Origin of the sequence: Streptomyces sp. NPDC005438, assembly GCF_040606315.1 — a bacterium.
Classification (GTDB): domain Bacteria; phylum Actinomycetota; class Actinomycetes; order Streptomycetales; family Streptomycetaceae; genus Streptomyces.
This window is the reverse complement of sequence record NZ_JBEXEP010000002.1, coordinates 160,541-180,433: the sequence shown is the minus strand read 5'-3', so window position 1 is coordinate 180,433 and position 19,893 is coordinate 160,541. Positions and strand designations below refer to the sequence as shown.

Sequence of the window (19,893 nt, the reverse complement as noted above, 5' to 3'; positions counted from 1 at the left end):
CCGGCCCACCCCATGCCACCGTGACCCCGTGCTCAACCTCGAACGCCTACGGGCCCTGCACGCCGTCGCCGTCCACGGCTCGGTGACCCGGGCCGCCTCCGTACTGCACATCACCCCCTCCGGCGTCTCCCAGCAACTGGCCCGCCTGGAACGGGAGTCGGGGCACCGGCTGCTGGAACCGCACGGGCGGAGCGTACGGCTCACCCACGCCGGCCGGGTACTCGCCGACCACGCCGCCCGGGTCGTCGCCGAGGCCACCGCCGCCGAGGCGGACCTCGCCGACCTCGGGGAAGAGGTCCTCGGCCCCCTCCGACTGGGCGGGGTGAGCAGCTCGCTGCGCGCCCTGCTGCCGGACGCCCTGGCCGCGCTCACCGAGGCACACCCCCGGCTCACCCCCACCCTGGTGGACGGCGAGGCCGTGGACATCGTGCCGATGCTGACCCGGGGCGACCTCGACCTGCTGCTGGTGGAGAGCTGGGTGAACCGGCCCCTGGCCCTCCCGGCCGGGCTGGCCACCCGCACACTGGCGACAGAGGAGGTCCACCTCGCGGTGTCGGTCCACCACCGGCTGGCGGACCGCGAGGTGGTGGCCCTGGAGGAGTTGGGCGACCAGGTGTGGGCCAGCTGCCCGCCCGGTACGGAACCGTACGAGGCGCTGGTGCAGGCGGTACGGGCGGCCAGCGGCGAACCCGAGATCCGGTACACCGTCACCGAGTTCGCCACCCAGCTGTCCCTGGTGGCCCGCGACCTGACCGTGGCGCTGCTGCCGGAGATGGGCCAGCGGCCCGCCCCCGAAGGAGTACGGTTCCTGCCGATACGGCCCCGGCTGCGACGGGAGATCAAGGCCGCCTGGACGACCACCGGCTCCGCCCGTTCCGCGGTACGCGCCTGTGTGGAGATCCTGGTGAACCGGGCCACCACGCCCCCGGACTGACCGCTCAGGGCCCCGACGGATCCTCCCACCGCACCCTGGCCTCCCCCGCGCCCCGGACCCGGGCCACCCGCTCGGCCTCGGCCTCCACCCCACGGCGCGCGGCGGCCGACAACCGCGCGAAGGGGGAGACCGTCACCTCCACGGCGCCCCCGCCAGCGCGCCCCACCGCCCGCACCCGCCACACCCCGGCCACCTCCGCCCCCGACAACAACGCCCCCGGGCCACCCACCGGACGCCACAGCGCCTTCCGGGCCGTCGCGTCAGGCAGCACCAGGTCACGGTCCCGGGCCTGGAGCAGCGGATCCCCCGGCGGCAGCAGCCGCACCCGGTCCGGCCCCGGAGGCTCCGCGCCCCGCAGGGCGTCCAGCCGGTCGCCCGGCAGCCAACGACGCCGCCCCCGCACCGTCACCTCCACCAGCCCCTCCGGCCACACCTCCCGTACGACGCCGGGCCGGGTGCCCCAGTACGCGGCGACCTCGGCCGGACGGGCCGGCCCCAGCAACCGCAGATACCGCTCGGCCAGCCCCGCCGTACCCCGCGCGGCCTCCGGTACCGGGAACGGCGCCCCCACCGGAACCAGGGTGGCCGGCACCTCCCCGTCCAGCCGCACCCCGCCGGGCAGCGACGACTGGAGGAACAGCGGCTGGGCCACGTGCCGCGCCCCGCACCGCTCACACCAGACCACCAGCGACGACGGCACCCGGGCGGTCACCGCCGCGCTGGCCTCGCCCTTGGGCATCGGCCCGGTGACCACCTCGCGGAACGCCTCAGCCGTACGACGGTAGGCCTCCACCCCCATCGCGGCGGCCTCCGGCGACGGCGGGTTCACCATCCGGGCCACCGCGTCCGGCCCGTCCAACGGCCACAACGCCGAGGCCAGCGACGGCAGTTCGGCGGCCGGATGCAGATACGGCGCCCCACGGTAGGACCACACCGGCACCAGCCCCTCCGAGTCCACGCCCCGGGCGGCCAGCGCCAACCGGGCCGAGCCCCGAGGCGTGTCCTGCACCCCCAGCCCCAGCACCCCGGAGGTCGGGCCGGTGAGGGCGTCAGTGGCCGTCGGGTCGGCGGGGTCGGGGCTCGGGCTGGTGGGGGCCGGAGCAACGGGGGCGGCGTCAGCGGGGGCGCGGTCCAGCCCCTGGGCGGCCACCCGGTACGCCAGCACCCGCTCGCGCGGCACCTCGACCCGCTCCATCGCTCACCCCTCGTCCCTCGGTACCCCGAACGTAACCCTCCCCCGGGTGACACGCCCCGGCACAGGACCACCCGACGGTGGGGGACGCCCCGAGGCGGCTCCACGCCCGCGCCCGCCGGTCAGCCCACGTTCACCACGGCCCCCCACCCACCGGCAGAGGGACACGGGGGGCCGGGCGGCAACGCCAGCGGCGGGGCGCGGGGCCGTCACGCCCCACGCCCCGCCGCCCGAACCGCTCAGCCCAGCCGCGCCAACTGCTCCTTGGACAGGCTCAGTTCACTGGCCGCGTGGTTCTCCTCCAGGTGCCGCACCGAGGAGGTGCCCGGAATCGGCAGGATCGCCGGCGAACGGTGGTACAGCCACGCCAGCGCCACCTGCGCCAGGGTCACCCCCAACTCCCCGGCCACCGAGGCCAGCCCCTCACCCCCGGAGTCCAGCTCGGCCAGCTTCACCGGCTGCCACGGGATGAACGCGATCCCCTCCCGTTCGCAGTAGTCCACGACCGGGTCGTGGTCACGGTCCACCAGGTTGTAGCGGTTCTGCACGCTCACCACCTCGATGTGCCGCCGCGCCTCCTCGATCTCCGCGACCGTCACCTCCGACAGCCCCAGATGCCGCACCTTGCCCTCGTCCCGCAACTCCCCCAGGGTGCCCAGCTGTTCAGCCAACGGGACCTGCGGATCGATACGGTGCAGCTGGTACAGGTCGATCCGCTCCAGCCCCAGCCGACGCAGGCTCAACTCGGCCTGCTGGCGGATGTACTCCGGGCGCGCCAACGGCACCCACTCCCACGGCCCCGGCCGCGCCTGGCCCACCTTGGTGGCGATCACCAGACCCTCCGGGTACGGGCGCAGCGCCTCCGCCAACAGCTCCTCGTTGTTCCCCGGACCGTAGGCGTCCGCGGTGTCGACGAAGTCGATGCCCAACTCCACCGCCCGCCGCGCCACCGCGATCGCCCCGGCACGGTCCTCCGGCTCGCCCCACGCCCCCGGGCCCGTCAGACGCATGGCCCCGAAGCCCGAGCGGCGTACCGTCAGGTCACCGCCAAGGGTGATCGTCTCACTCATCAGGTCTCCCCTCATCTCTCTGCTCAGCTCTCACAGGTACCCAAGGCGCCAGGGTGCGAGAACTGTTCCCGGAAACCGGGATGACCCTCCGGCGTACCCCCAAACCCGGGAACGGACCCGGAACCGGGAACAGGCCCACCCCGACGACCGTTGCCCCCACAACGGCCCGCCCGCCGGAGACCACCGTGACCACCCCGACCACACCCCACGGCACGACCCACAGAAAGGTCACCCGATGCGCACCGGGCTGCTCCGCGCGGTAGGCACCGCCACCGCCCTCTACGGGCTGGCCGTCGCCGCCCGCCCCCACCTCCTCGCCTCCCCCTCCGGGCTCACCGACCGCCACGGCGACACCCACCCCGACGTCGCCGCCTCCCTACGCCCCCTCGGCTGGCGCGACGCCGCCAGCGGACTCGCCATGGCCCTCGCCCCCGAAGGCCCCGCCCTCCGCCTGGCCACCGCCGTCCGTATCGCCGCCGACCTCGGCGACGCCGCCCTCCTCGGCGGCACCCTCCCCGACCGGCGACGCCGCGCCAAGGTCGTCGCCGTCTCCGTCGGCTGGGCCTCCCTGTCCGTCGCCGGACTCCTCACCACCCCCCGGGACCGCCGATGAGCCGACTCCGACTGACCCACCCCCACGGCGACCCGGAAGCCGGCCGGTTCGAGGGCGCCGTCCTGGTACTCCACGGAGGCCGCGCCGACGCCCTCGAACCCCCACCCACCCCCAACTGGCCCGGCATCCGCATGGCCCCCTTCGCCCGCGCGGTACGCCGCGCCACCGCCCCCCACCCCATCGCCACCGGCCACGTCACCTACCGCCACCGAGGCTGGAACGGCGACCGCGCCGACCCCGTCCTGGACGCCCACCACGCCCTGGAGGAACTCGGAGAACGCCTCGGCCCCGTCCCCGTCGTCCTCCTCGGCCACTCCCTGGGCGGCCGGGCCGCCCTCCACGCCGCCGCCCACCCGAGAGTGACCGGCGTCGTCGCCCTCGCCCCCTGGTGCCCACCCACCGACCCGGTGGAGCAACTGGCCGGACGACGGGTGATCGTGCTGCACGGCGACCACGACAAGGTCACCGACCCCGACCTGTCCCGCGCCCTCGTCGACCGGGCGGTGGCCCACGGCGTCGACGCCCGGTTCCTGCTGCTCCCCGGACGCGGCCACACCATGCTCCGGTACGCCCGCGACTGGCACGCCCTGGCCACCGGCGGCGTCAGCGCCCTGCTGGGCCTGAGCCCCCTCCCCCGACAACTGGAGACCTCCGCCGAGGCGTAGGCGCACCGTTCGGCACCCCCTGGGGTGGTCGGCGGGGGACGGATACCAGCCAACCTGCGCCAGCTCCCAACCCCCCGCCGACAGACGGGCGTTGGACACATAGGCTCAGCCCGAACCACGCCGTTCACGACCACAGGGGGCAGCCGACCGTGCAGCACGCCATCGTCCTCGGAGGCAGTATCGCCGGGCTCTTCGCCGCCCGTGTCCTACGGGACCACGCCCGGGTCACCGTGGTGGAACCCGAGGCCCACCCCACCGGCGGGGCACGCCCCGGAGTGCCCCAGGCCGGCCAGGTCCACGTACTGCTCGGCATGGGCCAGACCCTCGCCGAACGCTGGTTCCCCGGACTCACCAAGGAACTCCAGGAGCACGGAGCCGTCATCGCCTCCGGCGACGAGGCCCAGGCCTACACCGGCCCGGTGCGCAAGGTCACCGTCCCCGGCTTCGAGATCATCGGCACCACCCGCAGACTCCTGGAGACCCGCGTCCGCGAACGCGTCCTGGGCGAGGGGGGCGTCACCATGGTCACCGGCAAGGCCGACGGCCTGCTGACGAACGGCGGACGCGTCACCGGCGTGCGCTACCGCACCGAGGACAACAGCCGCGAAACCCTCACCGCCGACCTGGTCGTCGACGCCACCGGCCGCTCCAGCCGCCTCGGCCGCTGGCTGGAGGAACAGGGCTGGCCCGCCCCCGAGGTGGAGCGGATGCGCATCGACCTCGGATACGCCACCGTCACCTTCCGCCGGGGCGACGAACTCCCCGACACGAAGACCGTGCACGCCCTGCCCGGACCGCCCGAACCCGGCCGGCCCACCCCCGCCATCGGCGCCATCACCGCCGTGGAGGACCAGCAGTGGATGATGGTCCTCGCCGCATACGGCCCCGACCGCCCCGGCAACACCCTGGAGGAGTTCCGGGCGCGCTGTCACCACTCCGCCGTACCGGCCTTCGCCGAGATCGCCGACCACTGCGAACCCCTCAGCGACGTCGACACCTACACCATGACCCACTCCATGCGGCGGCACTTCACCAAGCTGGACCGCTTCCCCGGAGGACTCGTCGTGGTCGGTGACGCCATGGCCTCCTTCAACCCCGTCTACGGCCAGGGCATGACCTGCGCCGCCCTGCACGCCTCCTGCCTCAACAGCTTCCTGCGCAGCGGCCGGGACGTACACCGCCCCGCCCGCCGCTACTTCGACCACACCGCCGTCGTCGTCGACGCCGCCTGGCGGTCCTCCGCCGTCCCCGACCTCGCCCAACCCACCGTCGACGGCCCCTACCCGCGCGGCTACCCCCTGTTGAAGAAGACGGGCGAACTCATCGCCCAGGCCAGCATCACCGACCCCTGGGTCAACGCCCGCTTCATGGAAGTGCTCCACATGCACGCCCACCCCAACACCCTCAGCAAACCCCGCTTCCTGTACCGGGTCGCCCAGGCCCTGCGCGACCAGCGCGCCGCCGCCCTCCGGTAGGGCGGGCAACTCCGGTAGGGCACCGACCAGTTCCCCCCCGCCGGGCGCCACCCCGGCGGGGGGGGTGTCCGGTGGCCCCCCGGCGGGACCTCGATGTTCCCCAGCGCCCGCCGGCGGGCACCCGGGCAGGCGCGGCGGGGAGGACGGGCCGTGCCCCCGGGTCACCCCGGCCATCCCGCCGCGCCAGGACCCACGGCACGGCGAAGGGAGACAGCGGGATGAGCCCCACCCCGCCCGACAGCGCGGTACGACAGTCCGAGGCCGCACCCGGCACCGCACGAGCCCGACAGTGGCTGAACCGCGCGGTTACCGCCGCCGGGCACGAGCGGTACACCCTGGAACTCGTCGGCAAGAGCACCCTCGCCGCGACCGCCTCCTGGTTCGTCGCCCACGACCTGCTCGCCGCCCGTTCCCCCGCGTTCGCCCCGTTCTCCGCCGTACTGATGATGCAGGTCACCGTCTACCAGTCGCTGGCCCAGTCCCTGCGGTACGTCGCCGCCGCCTGCGCCGGCGTCGCCATCCAGGGCGCCCTCGGCCTCCTCGCCGGACCCGACCTGCTGACCTTCGCCCTGGTCACCCTCATCGCCATGGTCATCGGCCGCTGGCAACCCCTCGGCACCCAGGGCGGCCAGGTCCCCACCGCCGCCTTCTTCGCCTTCTCCACCTACGTCTCCGCCACCGGCACCCTCCCCCGGCTGGAACAACTGGGCCAGATCATCGGCCTGGTCGTCATCGGCTGCGGCATCGGCGTACTGGTCAACATCACCCTCCTCCCGCCCATGCGCTACCGAGGCGCCGAACGCAGCATCCACACCCTCGCCCAGGCCCTCGGCGCACGACTGGACGACATCCAACGCACCCTGCGCGAGGGCCCGCCCGACGAGGAACTCAGCCGACGCTGGCGCCAACAGGCCGCCGCACTCGTCCCCATCGTCACCCAGGCACGCTCAGCGCTGCACACCGCCGAGGAGAGCCACCACTACAACCCCCGCCGGCTCCTCCCCCGCCACCGCCACCGGGACTTCTCCGGCTACGAGGAACTCGTCAACGCCCTCGAACGCGTCACCCACCAGGTCACCTCCATGACCCGGGCGCTGCACCAGTGGCCGCGCGAGGAGCACACCGAGACCGACAAGGCCGACGAGGCCGACGAGGACACCGCGAACCTCCGGCCCTTCCTCCGCGAGTACGCCGCACTGCTCCGGGCCCTGACCCGGATCACCGAACTGTTCGCCTCCCTCGACGAGAACCACCTCACCACCCAGGCCAAACAACTGTGCCAGGCCGCCGAAGCCGCCCAGGAGAAACGCGAAGCCCTGGACGACCACAGCCGCCACACCAGCCTCCCCCTCAGCGACCCCTCCCGCCCGTACGGCATCCTGCTCGCCGAAGCCACCCGGCTGATGGCCGAGGCCCAGCACGCCTGCGACGTCCTCCAACACTCCGTACACCGGGCCGAACGCTCCGGCGAACTGGACCACCCACGGCACAGCGGGTGACCGGACGGCGACCCGCCGTCGACCCTCCGAGGCGGGTCATCCCACGTGTTTGCCCCTCCGACGCACGGGAACCCACGCAGCTACACGGCCCCGGACCAGCCAGTACACCGGAGCCACCGGCCACAGACCCCGTCCACAGGAGCACGTCGTGGAACTCACCGCACTGAAGCCGCTGTACACGGAAGGAGACCACTTCGCCACCCTCTACCTGGAGGGCCGCTCCCCCGCGGAGGACGCCGACGACCAGGTACGGCTGCGCTGGAACACCCTGCGCGAGCAACTCGCCTCCGAAGGCGCGCCACAGACCACACTCGACGCCGTCGACCAGGCCCTCACCGACCACCGGCCCGGCGAGAAGCAGACCCTCGGCCGGGTGCTGGTCGTCTCCGACCAGGGCCAACCGCTCCTCGACGAACTCTGGGACGCCGCCCTCGGCAGCGGCGACAGCGCCCACTGGAAGCCCCTGCCCCAACTCGGCGCGTACGTCCGGGAAGCGGCCCAGACCGAGCGCGTCCTGCTCATCGTCGCCGGCCAGCAGGAGACCCAGCTCAGCGAACTCCTGGTCTCCCCCGCACAGGCCCCACGCGAGGAGGCCCGAGAGGAACTGCGCGGCAGCGCGGTCGAAGGCCCCCACCACCCCCGGGAGGGCGCCCTCGCCCACCGCCGCATCCAACGGCGCGCCGACGAGGCGGTACGGCAGAACGCCAAGGACTTCGCCTCCGCCGTCGTCGACACCCTGCGCGACTTCCCACCCGACTTGGTGATCCTCGCCGGCGAGGTACAGGGCCGTACCGCCCTGCTCGACCAACTCCCCTCCCACCTGCGCGAACAGGTCGTCGAGACGGCACGCGGCGGGGCCACCGACCAGGGCGCCAGGGAAGCGCTGGAGGAGGAGGTGCTGCGCCTGGTCGCCGAGGCCTCCGAACGCCGGCTGGAGGAGAACCTGTCCCGACTGCGGCAGGCCGTCGAACACGGCGACGGAGTGCAGGGCGACGACAAGGTCCTCCAGGCCGCCGAGACCGGCGCCCTGGACACCCTGCTACTGGAGGAGGGCGCCTCCGCCCGACGGGAGGCCCAGTTGTTGAAGGAGGCCGCCCGCACCGGTGCCAGCCTCGCCCTGGTACCCGAGGCCACCGGCCTCCCCCAGGGCAGCGCCGGTCTGCTCCGCTTCAGCCCCACCGGCTGAGGAGGCACACCACGGCCACGGCATCGGACCCCCCACGCTGGTCGCGGGGGGTCCGATGCCGTGAAAGGTGAGTACGCTCGCGCCGTCCCCTCGGGGGAGCACGTACCCCGGGGCCCGAGGCGGTGTCGCCCAGGGAATCAGGTCGCCATCAGTACGACCAGGAGAAGTCCGCCCACCACGAACGGCGCCAGGACCTCGTAGGCCCAGCGGACGTGGACCTCCCCCGTGGACTCCTCGCCGTAGGTGTCGGCCAGCTCCCGCATCCGGTCTACCGCCCGGTCCCCGGGGGCACGGCTGGGCCCGTGGTCGTCCGGGTTGCCGGGCGGGCCCAGCCCGAACAGTCCGGTACCCCGACCGATACCACTACTGGGTCGCGCGTCCGACGCCACACTCCGCTCGTTACGCCGCGCGGCCTTGCGCCTGGCCCGGAGGGAGACGGGCACCGACCACAGTTGGTACTTGCCATCGTCGGTGTACACCTCGTTGGTGTAACCGGCCCGGACCTCCTCCACCGTCCCCCACGGAATCCGCACCGTACGGAAGGGGTTACGCACCAACAGCCGCTCCCGGCCAGCGAAGACCGCCGGACGCAGGGTGAAGGCGATGATCAGGGAACCGAAGCAGACCATCCCGGCCGCCGCCGTGAGCCCGGTCATCCCCCCGGTACGGAACAGGGTGTCCAGCCCCAACCAGCACACCAGGAGCAACAGGAGCACTCCGCCCACCATGCCGTTGGTCGAGCGGTAGACGTGGTCCGCGTAGTCCGCGCCGTCGGCCCCGTGCACGGCGCCCGCCGAGGTACCCCCGGCGGCAGCGCTCCGGTCGACGCCGCTGCCGGTTCCACTCTTCTGTTTCCCGGACTTCTTTCGAGAGGGCTTCCCCGCCGGGGTACCGGCCGGATCGTCGGCCACGTCCCCGGTGGGGTGGTCGGCCCCGTTCGTCGCCGGCTCATCGGCTGTCGCCGACTCGCGGGTGGGGGCGGCGCCGGCCGGGGTCCGCTCGGGACTGCCGTCCCGACCCCCTTCGCTGTCCCGGGCGTCAGCCTCCCGAGACCCGCTGTCCGCTCCGTCAGCTCCCTCCCGGGGCCCACCCCCGGTTCCGTCCCCGGCCCGGGGGGCCACGGAGGCGCGCCTGTCGGGGGTCGCGGTCGGCTTGGTGGTCGCGGTCGGCTCGGGGGCCCGCACCGAGTCAGAGGCCTGGTCCGGGCCGGAGGGCTCGGGGGCTTTGGGGGGCTCGTGGGTCGTCGCCGGCTCGGGAGTCCTGGAGGGGGTCACCTGCTCTGTCACGTCTACGGTGTCCGCCCCTTCCCTGTCCGTCGCGGGTGCACTGTCCGGGCCGGACGAGGGGTTACCGAGGTGGGGGGCGGTGCCCTCGCCCTCCGACGGTTCGCCCGTAGAGGCGGAGGCGGGCTCGGCCGGCGCGGAGGGGGCGGAGCTGCCAGGCGGCTCCTCCTGCTGGTGGGGCCGGTCGCGGTCCTGCTCGGGCTCGCTTGGTGGTGCTGGGTTACTACGACGCACGTCCGACCGCCCTGACCCCTTCGCCTTGCTGCTCATGTCGCCGATTCTGCCGGAGCCTCTCAGATGACGGACAGCTCGGTCGGTTAACGATGGGGTTGGGGCCCCTGCCCCCCTACCCCCCGTGCCCACCCTCCGCCACCACCTCCACGGCCGCCGGGGAGGCGCGCTCTCCCTGGCGGCCGACACCGGCCCACCCATCGCGGCGGCTGCTCACGCAGGCAGTGCGATGGACCACGCGGTCGGACCGGAGTTCGCCGCGGCTGGATTCATCATGCACAACTCCCCCGATGCGTGCGGAAAGTTATCCACAAGCGACTGAAGTAGTCATACCAACCACCCTCCTCACCCCGGCTTCCACAGCCCACCCGCCAACGAACCCACCCAGCTGAACGTCGCCACCACGGGCACCCACCAAGGCCGTCCCCCACCCACCCCCAGAGAGCCCCCACAAGAACCGACCCGCTCAAGACCAACCCCACCCACAACTCACCGCAGCCCGAGACCAACCCCACCCACAACCGACCCACCCAAAGTCGACCCCAACCCAAAACCAACTCCCCCACCCCATCCAAAGCCAGCCACAAAGAACCCCCGCCCTCGACCGACCCCCTCCCTCCCCAAAGCCCCCCAGAACCCGACCCGGAACGAACTCACAACGAACTCCCGACGAACTCCCGACGAACCCACCAGGACCGACTTCCCCCACCCCCGAACCAACCCCCACCAAGAAGTCACCGCCCCCTCCCGCGACGCTACGCGTGTAGATATGCTGCCCTGGTGACCATGCCTGACAAGCCCGCACCCCCTCGACCGGGCACCGCCGCGCTTGCGGATGTGACCGCGTCTGACACCGCACTTCGCCGCTTCCTGCACGGCCTCCCCGGAGTGGATGCCGTGGGCCTCGAAGCCCGGGCGGCCACACTCGGAACCCGCTCGATCAAGACCACGGCGAAGGCGTACGCCATCGACCTCGCCATCTCCATGATCGACCTGACCACCCTCGAAGGGGCCGACACCCCGGGCAAGGTGCGGTCGCTGTGCGCCAAGGGACTCAACCCGGACCCCAGCGACCGTGACACCCCCCGGGTCGCGGCGATCTGCGTCTACGGCGACATGGCCAAGGTCGCCAAGGAGGCGCTGGCCGGCTCCGACATCCAGGTGGCCGCCGTGGCCACCGCGTTCCCCTCCGGCCGTGCCGCGCTGTCGGTGAAGCTGGCGGACACCAGGGACGCCGTGACGGCCGGGGCGGACGAGATCGACATGGTCATCGACCGGGGGGCGTTCCTCTCCGGCCGTTACATGAAGGTCTTCGAGGAGATCCGCGCGGTCAAGGAAGCCTGCGCCCGCCCGGACGGTACGCACGCCCACCTCAAGGTGATCTTCGAGAACGGCGAGCTGTCGACCTACGACAACATCCGTCGCGCCTCCTGGCTGGCCATGCTGGCCGGCGCGGACTTCATCAAGACCTCCACCGGCAAGGTGGGCGTCAACGCCACTCCGCCGAACACCCTGTTGATGCTGGAGGCGGTGCGCGACTTCCGCGACGCCACCGGCACCCAGATCGGGGTGAAGCCGGCCGGAGGCATCCGTACCTCCAAGGACGCGATCAAGTACCTGGTGATGGTGAACGAGACCCTGGGCGAGGACTGGCTGAGCCCGGACTGGTTCCGCTTCGGCGCCTCCAGCCTGTTGAACGACCTGCTGATGCAGCGTCAGAAGCTCAGCACCGGACGGTACTCCGGGCCCGACTATGTGACGGTGGACTGATCACGATGCCAACCCCCTTCGAGTACGCACCCGCGCCGGAGTCCCGTTCACACGTCGACATCGCCTCCTCCTACGGGCTGTTCGTGGACGGAGAGTTCCGTGAGGCACGGGACGGACGGGTCTTCAAGACGCTGTCCCCCTCCTCCGAGGAGGTGCTGTCCGAGGTCGCGCAGGCCGACGGCGCTGACGTGGACGACGCGGTGGCCGCCGCCCGCCGTGCCTTCGGCCCCTGGTCCGCGCTGCCGGGCGTGGAGCGCGGCAAGTACCTGTTCCGTATCGCCCGGATCATCCAGGAGCGGTCGCGCGAACTGGCGGTGCTGGAGTCGTTGGACAACGGCAAGCCGATCCGTGAGACCCGGGACGCCGACCTGCCGCTGATCGCCGCGCACTTCTTCTACTACGCCGGCTGGGCCGACAAGTTGGAGCACGCCGGTTTCGGCCCCGCCCCCCGGCCGCTGGGTGTGGCCGGCCAGGTCATCCCGTGGAACTTCCCCCTGCTGATGCTGGCGTGGAAGATCGCCCCGGCCCTCGCCACGGGCAACACCGTGGTGCTCAAGCCGGCGGAGACCACCCCGCTGTCGGCGCTGTTCTTCGCGGAGATCTGCCAGCAGGCGGGCCTGCCCCGGGGCGTGGTCAACATCCTCACCGGCGACGGTTCGGCCGGCGCGGCCCTGGTGGGCCACGAGGACGTGAACAAGGTGGCGTTCACCGGTTCCACGGCGGTGGGCCGGCAGATCGCCCGTACGGTGGCGGGGACCCGTAAGAAGGTCACCCTGGAGCTGGGCGGCAAGGGTGCCAACATCGTGTTCGACGACGCCCCCATCGACCAGGCGGTGGAGGGGATCGTCAACGGCATCTTCTTCAACCAGGGCCAGGTGTGCTGCGCCGGTTCCCGGCTGCTGGTGCAGGAGTCCGTGCGCGAGGAGCTGCTGGAGTCGCTGAAGCGGCGGCTGACCACACTGCGGGTCGGTGACCCGCTGGACAAGAACACCGACATCGGCGCGATCAACTCGGCCGAACAGCTGGCCCGCATCACGGAGTTGGCGCGCGCCGGCGAGGACGAGGGCGCCGAGCGGTGGTCGCCGGAGTGCGAACTGCCCTCCGAGGGCTACTGGTTCGCGCCCACCCTGTTCACCGGGGTCAGCCAGGCGCACCGGATCGCCCGGGAGGAGATCTTCGGGCCGGTGCTGTCGGTGCTGACCTTCCGTACGCCGGACGAGGCGGTGGCCAAGGCGAACAACACCCCGTACGGGTTGTCGGCCGGTATCTGGACGGAGAAGGGTTCCCGGATCCTGTCGATGGCCAACCAGCTGCGCGCCGGGGTGGTGTGGGCCAACACGTTCAACAAGTTCGACCCGACCTCGCCGTTCGGCGGCTACAAGGAGTCGGGCTACGGCCGCGAGGGTGGCCGTCACGGTCTGGAGGCGTACCTCGATGTCTGAGCGTTCCACCAAGGGCACCAAGGGAGCCCAGAAGAGCCGGGGTTCCCAGAAGGCCGCCGGGGCCGCGAAGTCGGCGAGGCCGGCGGGAGCGGCGAAGTCGGGCGGGGTGTCGGCCGTGCCCGCGCGGCTGGGGGTGCTGAAGACCTACAAGCTGTTCGTCGGCGGGAAGTTTCCCCGCTCCGAGAGTGGACGGGTGTATCGGGTGACGGACTCCGAGGGGCGTTGGTTGGCGAACGTTCCGCGTTCCTCCCGCAAGGACGCCCGGGACGCGGTGGGCGCGGCCCGCAAGGCGTTCGGCGGCTGGTCGGGGGCGACGGCGTACAACCGTGGCCAGGTGGTGTACCGGATCGCGGAGATGCTGGAGGGACGCCGGGAGCAGTTCGTCACCGAGGTGTCCCAGGGTGAGGGGCTGTCGCGTCGGGCCGCCGAGGCGCAGGTGGACGCGGCTGTGGACCGCCTGGTGTGGTACGCGGGGTGGTCGGACAAGGTGACGCAGGTGGCTGGTGGCGCCAACCCGGTGGCGGGCCCGTTCTTCAACCTGTCCACTCCCGAACCGACCGGTGTGGTCGGGGTGTTGGCTCCGTCGGAGTCGTCGCTGCTGGGGCTGGTGTCGGTGCTGGCTCCGGCGATCGTGACCGGTAACACGGTGGTGGCGGTGCCCAGTGAGGCGGCGCCGTTGCCGGCGTTGTCGCTGGGTGAGGTGTTGGCGACCTCGGACCTGCCCGGTGGGGTGGTGAACCTGTTGTCGGGGTCGCCGGCCGAGGTCGGGCGGACCCTGGCCACCCATCAAGACGTGAACGCCCTCGATCTGGCGGGCGCGGACGGGGAGTTGGCGGCCGAGTTGGAGCGGGAGGCTGCGGAGAACCTCAAGCGGGTGCGCCGTCCCGCCGTGGAGGACTGGGCGGCCGACCCGGGTACGTCACGGTTGCTGGCCTGGTTGGAGACCAAGACCGTCTGGCATCCGATCGGCGTCTGAGGACGTCGCGAACGCCGGCCGCCCCCGCCCCTCTCCCCCCGAGGCGGGGGCGGCCTTCTTCGTGGGTGCCCCCGCCTCGGGGGGGTTCCGCCGGGTCGGCCGGTCGTGGTGAGCGGATGTGGCCGGCGTTACCTGGTGGCCCAACGCCCGCTGTTTCGGGGGGATTTGGGGTGGCGCGGGCGGGGTCGGCGGGGAATTGCGGTACCGGGACGGTCCACCCGCGCGGGGAATGCGGGACAATGGCCTCTCGTGAGTGTGAACACGTCCCGTCTTCAGGCGCGGGTGATCCTGTTGACCGGCCCCTCGGGTTCCGGCAAGAGCCGGCTGGCGGCGCGTACCGGGCTTCCGGTGTTGCGGCTCGACGACTTCTACAAGAACGGTGACGACCCCACCCTGCCGAGGGTGGCGGACGGTTCGGCGGTGGACTGGGACGCCCCGGCCTCCTGGGACCAGGAGGCGGCGGTGGGGGCGGTGCGGACGCTGTGCGAGCTGGGCTCGGCGCGGATTCCTCGGTACGACATCTCCCTCAGTGCCCGGGTGGGTGAGTCCTCGCTGTGTCTGGAGGGTTCCTCGTTGTTCGTGGCGGAGGGGATCTTCGCGGCGGAGATCGTGGCGCGCTGCGGGGAGTTGGGGCTGCTGGCGGACGCGCTGTGTCTGCGGGGCCGGCCGCTGACCACGTTCCGTCGGCGTCTGGTGCGGGACGTGCGGGAGGCCCGTAAGCCGGTGCCGGTGTTGGTGCGGCGTGGCTGGGGGTTGATGCGCGCGGAGGGCGGCATCGTGGAGCGGCACCGTCGGCTGGGCGCCCACCCCTGTGCCCGGGACGAGGCGTTGGGTCGGATAGCGGCGCTGCGTCAGCGGTCGGCGGTCGGTACCTGAGCCGACACTGTGCCGACGCGGCTCCGCCCCGGCAGGTGCGTACCCCCTCACGGCGCGGTGCCGGCTCGTCGCGGTGCCTGTTACGGGGGCCGGGCCGGTTCGTGGGGTGGGGCCCCGCGTACGGGTGGACCGCGTCGGGTGTGCAGGCCCCTCGGGTGTGCCGTTCGGATCACCGCGAGGCTCGCGTGCGGTGTCACCTCGCGCGCCGCGCCTCGCCGGATTGTCGCCGTGGATCGCCGTGGGTAGCCGTAGACCGCCGTGGATCAGGGTCGCCGAGGCGGCGGGGCTTCCGCCGCCTCGCGGTCCACGGCACCAGAACGCTCTCGCCCCTCTTCCTGATCCAAGACGCCACGCCCTCGGGGTTCGAGGCTGTGTGGCTGTGTGGCTGTGTGGCTGTGTGGCTGACGGCTCGTCCCTGGTGTCCGACCGGTGGCGGCACGGCCGCCGGGGGCCGGGGCCCCGTGACAGGCATGACAGAGCGGTGGGGCCGGTGCGCTCCCCAAAGCGCGCCGGCCCCACCGCTGTCTCCCCCCTCGGGTCGCCCAAGTCCCCCCTCGGGCCTTTCCCTCGGTTTCCCCCGTGTCTCCGGGCCCCCCTCGGGCTCCCCAGCCCGCGACCCGGTCCTCCCCCGTTTCCCCCGTGAAGGCACCCCCGTGCCTCCCGTTCTGGTGCCGAGCCTCGGGCTCAGGCGACGAGTTCGCCGAAGGACTCCTCCTGGTCGCGGCCGAAGCTGAGGGCCTCGTCGTCGCGGAGACGGCGGAGCGAGCGCCAGATGCTGCTCTTGACCGTGCCCACGCTGATGCCCAGGATGTCGGCGATCTCGGGGTCGGTGCGGCCCTCGTAGTACCGCAACACCAGCATGGTGCGCTGGAGTTCGGGCAGTCGGGCCAGTGCCTGCCACAGCACGGTGCGCAGTTCGGTGCCGCGCATGGCGTCGTGGTCGCCGACGGTCTCGGGGAGTTCCTCGGTGGGGTACTCGTTGAGCTTGCGGCGGCGCCAGGCGCTGATGTGCAGGTTGGTCATGGTGCGCCGCAGGTAGCCGCCGAGGGCGGCCTTGTCGCTGATGCGGTCCCAGGCGCGGTAGGTGGAGAACAGTGCGCTCTGGAGCAGGTCCTCCGCCTCGTAGCGGTCTCCGGTGAGGTGGTAGGCCGTGGCGTACAGGGAGGCGCGGCGCTCACGCACGTACTCGGTGAACTCGACTTCCCCCGAAGTGCGGTTCCCCTGGTGCGGTTGCCGCCGCTCCCCCTGGTCCTCCCCGTACGGGCCCTTCCCCCGTGCCCCCGTGGGGGCTTCCCCCGTGTCCACCGCGCTGATGTGCGGTGGACGCTTACGGCCGGCGCCCCGTGCGCACCCCCGTCCGCTGGGGGCGCCGGACTTCTCCGCGGACCGGACCGAGGGGATTCCCCTGGTGAGCTGGGGAACCGAAACGTGGTGCAGGCGCGTGTGAAGTACTGCGTTCGTGGTGGTGCCGTGCAGTGAGTTCATCTCGCGCCCCCTCGGAGCAGTCCGGTCGCTTGCTGTGGGGAATACATTGCCGACCCAGTTTCATAGCGGGGTCCCCCGACTGTCACAGCGCTGTCACAGGCGCGGACGGTCCCGCGAGCCGCGCTGTTCCTCCACTCGTCACAGGTACTGACCAACGGCGGCTCGAACTCGGAGGGGGGCATACGACACAATGGCGCGGTGCCTTTCCTGTTGCTGATCGAGGATGACGACGCCGTCCGTACGGCCCTGGAGATGGGGCTCACCCGGCAGGGTCACCGTGTGGTGACCGCCGCATCAGGTGAGGACGGTCTGAAACTGCTGCGTGAACAGCGGCCCGACCTGATCGTTCTGGACGTGATGCTGCCGGGCATCGACGGCTTCGAGGTGTGCCGTCGTATCCGTCGCACCGACCAGCTGCCGATCATCCTGCTGACCGCCCGGAGTGACGACATCGACGTGGTGGTGGGCCTGGAGTCGGGCGCCGACGACTACGTGGTCAAGCCGGTGCAGGGGCGGGTGCTGGACGCCCGGATCCGCGCGGTGATGCGCCGGGGGGAGCGGGACGCGAACGATTCGGCGACCTTCGGTTCCCTGGTGATCGACCGGTCGGCGATGACCGTGACGAAGAACGGCGAGGACCTCCAGCTGACGCCCACCGAGTTGCGGCTGCTGCTGGAGCTGAGTCGGCGTCCCGGGCAAGCGCTGTCCCGGCAGCAGTTGCTGCGGCTGGTGTGGGAGCACGACTACCTGGGCGACTCCCGTCTGGTGGACGCCTGTGTCCAGCGGCTGCGGGCCAAGGTGGAGGACGTGCCGTCCTCCCCGACGCTGATCCGTACGGTGCGGGGCGTGGGGTACCGGCTGGACGCGCCCAGTGAGTGAACGCTCCCCGGGCCGGCTCGCGCGGTGGCTGGCGGGGCTGCTTCCCACGCTGCGCATCCGGCTGGTGGTGGTGTTCGCCCTGGTCGCCCTGACCGCCGCGGTGTCCGCCTCGGGGATCGCGTACTGGCTGACGCGGGACGCGGTGCTGACCCGGGCCCAGGACGCGGCGCTGGACGACTTCCGCAAGTCCATGGAGGACAACGCCGGCGAGCTGCCGCGCAGCATGGAGTGCGGTCAGCTCCAGGACGCCGCCGAGAAGATGGCACACACCACCCAGAACTACGAGGTGGTGCTTCTCGGTGAGGAGTCGGACGGCACCCGGTGTGTGGCGGCCTCGAACCGCAAGGCGTTCTCCGCCTCGGACGTGCCGGCGGCGTTGCGCCGGGCGGTCAACGAGCAGCGGAAGGTGGAGGGTTCCAACCGGCATCCGTACCACCTGTACTGGCAGCGCACGACCGGGTCGGGTGGGCACCCGTACCTGGTGGGTGGGGCGAAGCTGATCGGGGAGAAGCCGACGCCGTCGGGGTACATGCGCAAGTCGCTGGACCCGGAGCAGAAGGATCTGACCTCGCTGGCCTGGTCGTTGGGGATCGCGACGGCTCTGGCTCTGGTGGCGGCGGCGTTGTTGGCGCAGGTGGCGGCGCGGGCGCTGGTGCGTCCGGTGCGTCGGTTGAGCGAGGCCTCGCAGCGGTTGGGCGAGGGCAAGTTGGACACCCGTCTGGAGTTGACGGGTACGGACGAGCTGGCCGAGTTGTCGCGGACGTTCAACGAGGCGGCGGAGTCGTTGCAGACGCGGGTGGCGGACCTCAGCAGTCGGGAGGAGTCCTCCCGACGTTTCGTGGCGGACATGTCGCACGAGCTGCGGACTCCGTTGACGGCGATCTCGGCGGTGACCGAGGTGTTGGAGGAGGAGCAGGAGAACCTCGACCCGATGATCGCGCCGGCCGTGCAGCTGGTGATCTCGGAGACGAGGAGGCTGGGTGACCTGGTGGAGAACCTGATGGAGGTGACCCGTTTCGACGCCGGTACGGCCAAGGTGGTGCTGGACGACGTGGACGTGGCGGACCAGATCACGGCCTGTATCGACGCGCGGGCCTGGTTGGACGCGGTGGAGTTGGACGCGGACCGGGGGATCACGGCGCGGTTGGATCCTCGGCGGTTGGACGTGATCCTGGCGAACCTGATCGGCAACGCGCTCAAGCACGGGGGTTCGCCGGTGCGGGTGTCGGTGCGTACCGAGGACGACACCCTGGTGATCGACGTCAGTGACCAGGGGCCGGGTATTCCCGAGGAGGTGCTGCCGCATGTCTTCGACCGTTTCTACAAGGCCAGCGCCTCCCGGCCGCGTTCGGAGGGCAGTGGGCTGGGGTTGTCGATCGCCCTGGAGAACGTGCGGGTCCACGGTGGCGAGGTGACGGCGCGGAACGCTGACGGGGGCGGGGCCGTCTTCACGGTACGGCTGCCCCTGTACGGGGAGCTGCCGGAGGACGAGGAGAGCGACGAGGGTAGGGAGCGGCGGTGACCCGGCGGCCGAGGTCCGGCCCCGCGAGCGGAGGTTACGGAACACGGGGTGGAGCGCTGCTGTTGGCGGGCGTGGCGCTGCTGACGGGGTGTGGGATCCGTTCGACGTCGGTGCCGGTGGACGCGGGGCCGGCGCCCTCGCGGGTGGCGTGTGTGCTCCCGGACAACGGGCAGACCCCGCCTCCGACGCGTCCGACGGGTACCAACTTCCGTATCTCGCTGGTGTGCGGGGCGCGGATCGTGTCGGTGGAGCGGACGGTGTCGGTGTCGAGGGAGCGGGCGACGGAGCGGTTGCCGGTGGCGCGGGCGTTGTTGCGGCAGTTGCGCAGGTCTCCGGCGGCGGACGAGTCGGCGGCGGGGTTCTCCACCGCGATACCGCACGACCTGCGGGTCAACTCCCGGGCGCCGGGTGACCCGAAGGAGGCGCTCCGGCTGAACCGTCCGTTGGACGAGCTGCCGCCCTTCTCGCTGGCCCAGTTGGCCTGCACCCTGGAGGGGACGGCGGCGGACGGCGACCACGGTGTGGTGCTGGGCGGGCCGGTGGGCGGTGACCGGGAGCCGGTACGGCGTTACGAGTGCGGCACCCTGAAGCGTGATCCCCGGGGCGCGCCGTCGATGGGTGAGCGGGTGCCCTCGGGCTGAACGGTGGTGGGGTGCCGCCCCGTTCGGTGGGCCGGGTGCCGAGGTGGGTGGACGCGGGGCTGGTGGGGGGTGGCAAACCTGTCGTACTGGCCAGGAACCGTCGGGGGGTGGCTGGCGTCCCCCTCTGTGTGCAGCCACTTGGCCGTCTTGGGGC

The 19,893-nt window shown here is 72.2% G+C and carries 17 protein-coding genes; 13 read left to right on the top strand and 4 right to left on the bottom strand.

The window, feature by feature from the left end:
* Positions 1-28 precede the first annotated feature (28 nt).
* A complete protein-coding gene (locus ABZT14_RS05550; protein ID WP_356297470.1) occupies positions 29-934 on the top strand; it encodes a LysR family transcriptional regulator in 906 nt (301 codons plus the stop codon).
* Between the two features lie 4 nt (positions 935-938).
* On the opposite strand, the gene ABZT14_RS05545 is transcribed toward ABZT14_RS05550, so the two are convergent.
* Both ABZT14_RS05545 and ABZT14_RS05540 read right to left on the bottom strand, forming a co-directional pair.
* Positions 939-2,129 (bottom strand): crosslink repair DNA glycosylase YcaQ family protein, encoded by a 1,191-nt coding sequence (locus tag ABZT14_RS05545; RefSeq protein ID WP_356297467.1) that lies wholly within the window; start codon positions 2,127-2,129, stop codon positions 939-941.
* A 236-nt stretch (positions 2,130-2,365) separates the two neighbouring features.
* A complete protein-coding gene (locus ABZT14_RS05540) occupies positions 2,366-3,196 on the bottom strand; it encodes an aldo/keto reductase (RefSeq protein WP_356297464.1) in 831 nt (276 codons plus the stop codon).
* Between the two features lie 235 nt (positions 3,197-3,431).
* On the opposite strand from ABZT14_RS05540, the gene ABZT14_RS05535 reads away from it, so the two are divergent.
* The 5 genes from ABZT14_RS05535 (at position 3,432) to ABZT14_RS05515 (ending at position 8,634) form a co-directional block, all read left to right on the top strand.
* Complete coding sequence (locus ABZT14_RS05535; RefSeq protein WP_356297461.1) at positions 3,432-3,809, top strand: hypothetical protein; 378 nt, start codon at positions 3,432-3,434, stop codon at positions 3,807-3,809.
* Positions 3,806-4,474 carry an alpha/beta fold hydrolase gene (locus tag ABZT14_RS05530; RefSeq protein ID WP_356297458.1) on the top strand — a complete coding sequence of 223 codons (669 nt, stop codon included), beginning with the start codon at positions 3,806-3,808 and terminating at the stop codon, positions 4,472-4,474. The genes ABZT14_RS05535 and ABZT14_RS05530 overlap by 4 nt, the downstream gene beginning before the upstream one ends.
* A gap of 149 nt (positions 4,475-4,623) precedes the next feature.
* A complete protein-coding gene (locus tag ABZT14_RS05525) occupies positions 4,624-5,949 on the top strand; it encodes an FAD-dependent monooxygenase (protein ID WP_356297455.1) in 1,326 nt (441 codons plus the stop codon).
* A 218-nt stretch (positions 5,950-6,167) separates the two neighbouring features.
* Complete coding sequence (locus ABZT14_RS05520; RefSeq protein ID WP_356297453.1) at positions 6,168-7,448, top strand: aromatic acid exporter family protein; 1,281 nt, start codon at positions 6,168-6,170, stop codon at positions 7,446-7,448.
* A gap of 148 nt (positions 7,449-7,596) precedes the next feature.
* A complete protein-coding gene (locus ABZT14_RS05515) occupies positions 7,597-8,634 on the top strand; it encodes a hypothetical protein (protein WP_356297450.1) in 1,038 nt (345 codons plus the stop codon).
* 137 nt (positions 8,635-8,771) lie between these two features.
* On the opposite strand, the gene ABZT14_RS05510 is transcribed toward ABZT14_RS05515, so the two are convergent.
* On the bottom strand, positions 8,772-9,419 hold the full coding sequence (locus ABZT14_RS05510) for a PH domain-containing protein (protein ID WP_356297447.1): 648 nt from the start codon (positions 9,417-9,419) through the stop codon (positions 8,772-8,774).
* A 1,515-nt stretch (positions 9,420-10,934) separates the two neighbouring features.
* Here ABZT14_RS05510 and deoC point away from each other — a divergent pair.
* From deoC to ABZT14_RS05490, 4 genes are all read left to right on the top strand, one after another.
* Positions 10,935-11,918 (top strand): deoxyribose-phosphate aldolase, encoded by a 984-nt coding sequence (gene deoC, locus ABZT14_RS05505; protein ID WP_356298529.1) that lies wholly within the window; start codon positions 10,935-10,937, stop codon positions 11,916-11,918.
* A 5-nt stretch (positions 11,919-11,923) separates the two neighbouring features.
* Positions 11,924-13,360 (top strand): aldehyde dehydrogenase family protein, encoded by a 1,437-nt coding sequence (locus ABZT14_RS05500; protein WP_356297444.1) that lies wholly within the window; start codon positions 11,924-11,926, stop codon positions 13,358-13,360.
* A 115-nt stretch (positions 13,361-13,475) separates the two neighbouring features.
* Positions 13,476-14,336 carry an aldehyde dehydrogenase family protein gene (locus ABZT14_RS05495; protein ID WP_356298527.1) on the top strand — a complete coding sequence of 287 codons (861 nt, stop codon included), beginning with the start codon at positions 13,476-13,478 and terminating at the stop codon, positions 14,334-14,336.
* A gap of 249 nt (positions 14,337-14,585) precedes the next feature.
* Entirely contained in the window at positions 14,586-15,212 is a 627-nt protein-coding gene (locus ABZT14_RS05490) for an ATP-binding protein (protein WP_356297441.1), read from the top strand.
* Between the two features lie 684 nt (positions 15,213-15,896).
* Here ABZT14_RS05490 and ABZT14_RS05485 read toward each other — a convergent pair.
* Positions 15,897-16,697 carry a SigE family RNA polymerase sigma factor gene (locus tag ABZT14_RS05485; RefSeq protein ID WP_356297438.1) on the bottom strand — a complete coding sequence of 267 codons (801 nt, stop codon included), beginning with the start codon at positions 16,695-16,697 and terminating at the stop codon, positions 15,897-15,899.
* 198 nt (positions 16,698-16,895) lie between these two features.
* Here ABZT14_RS05485 and afsQ1 point away from each other — a divergent pair, with 198 nt between their 5' ends.
* The 3 genes from afsQ1 to ABZT14_RS05470 all read left to right on the top strand — a co-directional run bounded on the left by afsQ1 (position 16,896) and on the right by ABZT14_RS05470 (position 19,739).
* Positions 16,896-17,576, top strand: coding sequence for a two-component system response regulator AfsQ1 (gene afsQ1, locus ABZT14_RS05480; protein ID WP_356297435.1), 681 nt, complete (start codon positions 16,896-16,898; stop codon positions 17,574-17,576).
* Entirely contained in the window at positions 17,569-19,098 is a 1,530-nt protein-coding gene (locus ABZT14_RS05475) for a HAMP domain-containing sensor histidine kinase (protein WP_356297432.1), read from the top strand. The genes afsQ1 and ABZT14_RS05475 overlap by 8 nt, the downstream gene beginning before the upstream one ends.
* 152 nt (positions 19,099-19,250) lie before the next feature.
* Complete coding sequence (locus ABZT14_RS05470; protein ID WP_356297430.1) at positions 19,251-19,739, top strand: hypothetical protein; 489 nt, start codon at positions 19,251-19,253, stop codon at positions 19,737-19,739.
* Positions 19,740-19,893 lie beyond the last annotated feature (154 nt).

Coding starts and splice junctions, on each gene's coding strand:
- ABZT14_RS05530 (WP_356297458.1), top strand. CDS start 3,806: ATGAGCCGACTCCGACTGACCCACCCCCACGGCGACCCGGAAGCCGGC.
- ABZT14_RS05485 (WP_356297438.1), bottom strand. CDS start 16,697: ATGAACTCACTGCACGGCACCACCACGAACGCAGTACTTCACACGCGC.
- ABZT14_RS05520 (WP_356297453.1), top strand. CDS start 6,168: ATGAGCCCCACCCCGCCCGACAGCGCGGTACGACAGTCCGAGGCCGCA.
- deoC (WP_356298529.1), top strand. CDS start 10,935: ATGCCTGACAAGCCCGCACCCCCTCGACCGGGCACCGCCGCGCTTGCG.
- ABZT14_RS05545 (WP_356297467.1), bottom strand. CDS start 2,129: ATGGAGCGGGTCGAGGTGCCGCGCGAGCGGGTGCTGGCGTACCGGGTG.
- ABZT14_RS05500 (WP_356297444.1), top strand. CDS start 11,924: ATGCCAACCCCCTTCGAGTACGCACCCGCGCCGGAGTCCCGTTCACAC.
- ABZT14_RS05540 (WP_356297464.1), bottom strand. CDS start 3,196: ATGAGTGAGACGATCACCCTTGGCGGTGACCTGACGGTACGCCGCTCG.
- ABZT14_RS05535 (WP_356297461.1), top strand. CDS start 3,432: ATGCGCACCGGGCTGCTCCGCGCGGTAGGCACCGCCACCGCCCTCTAC.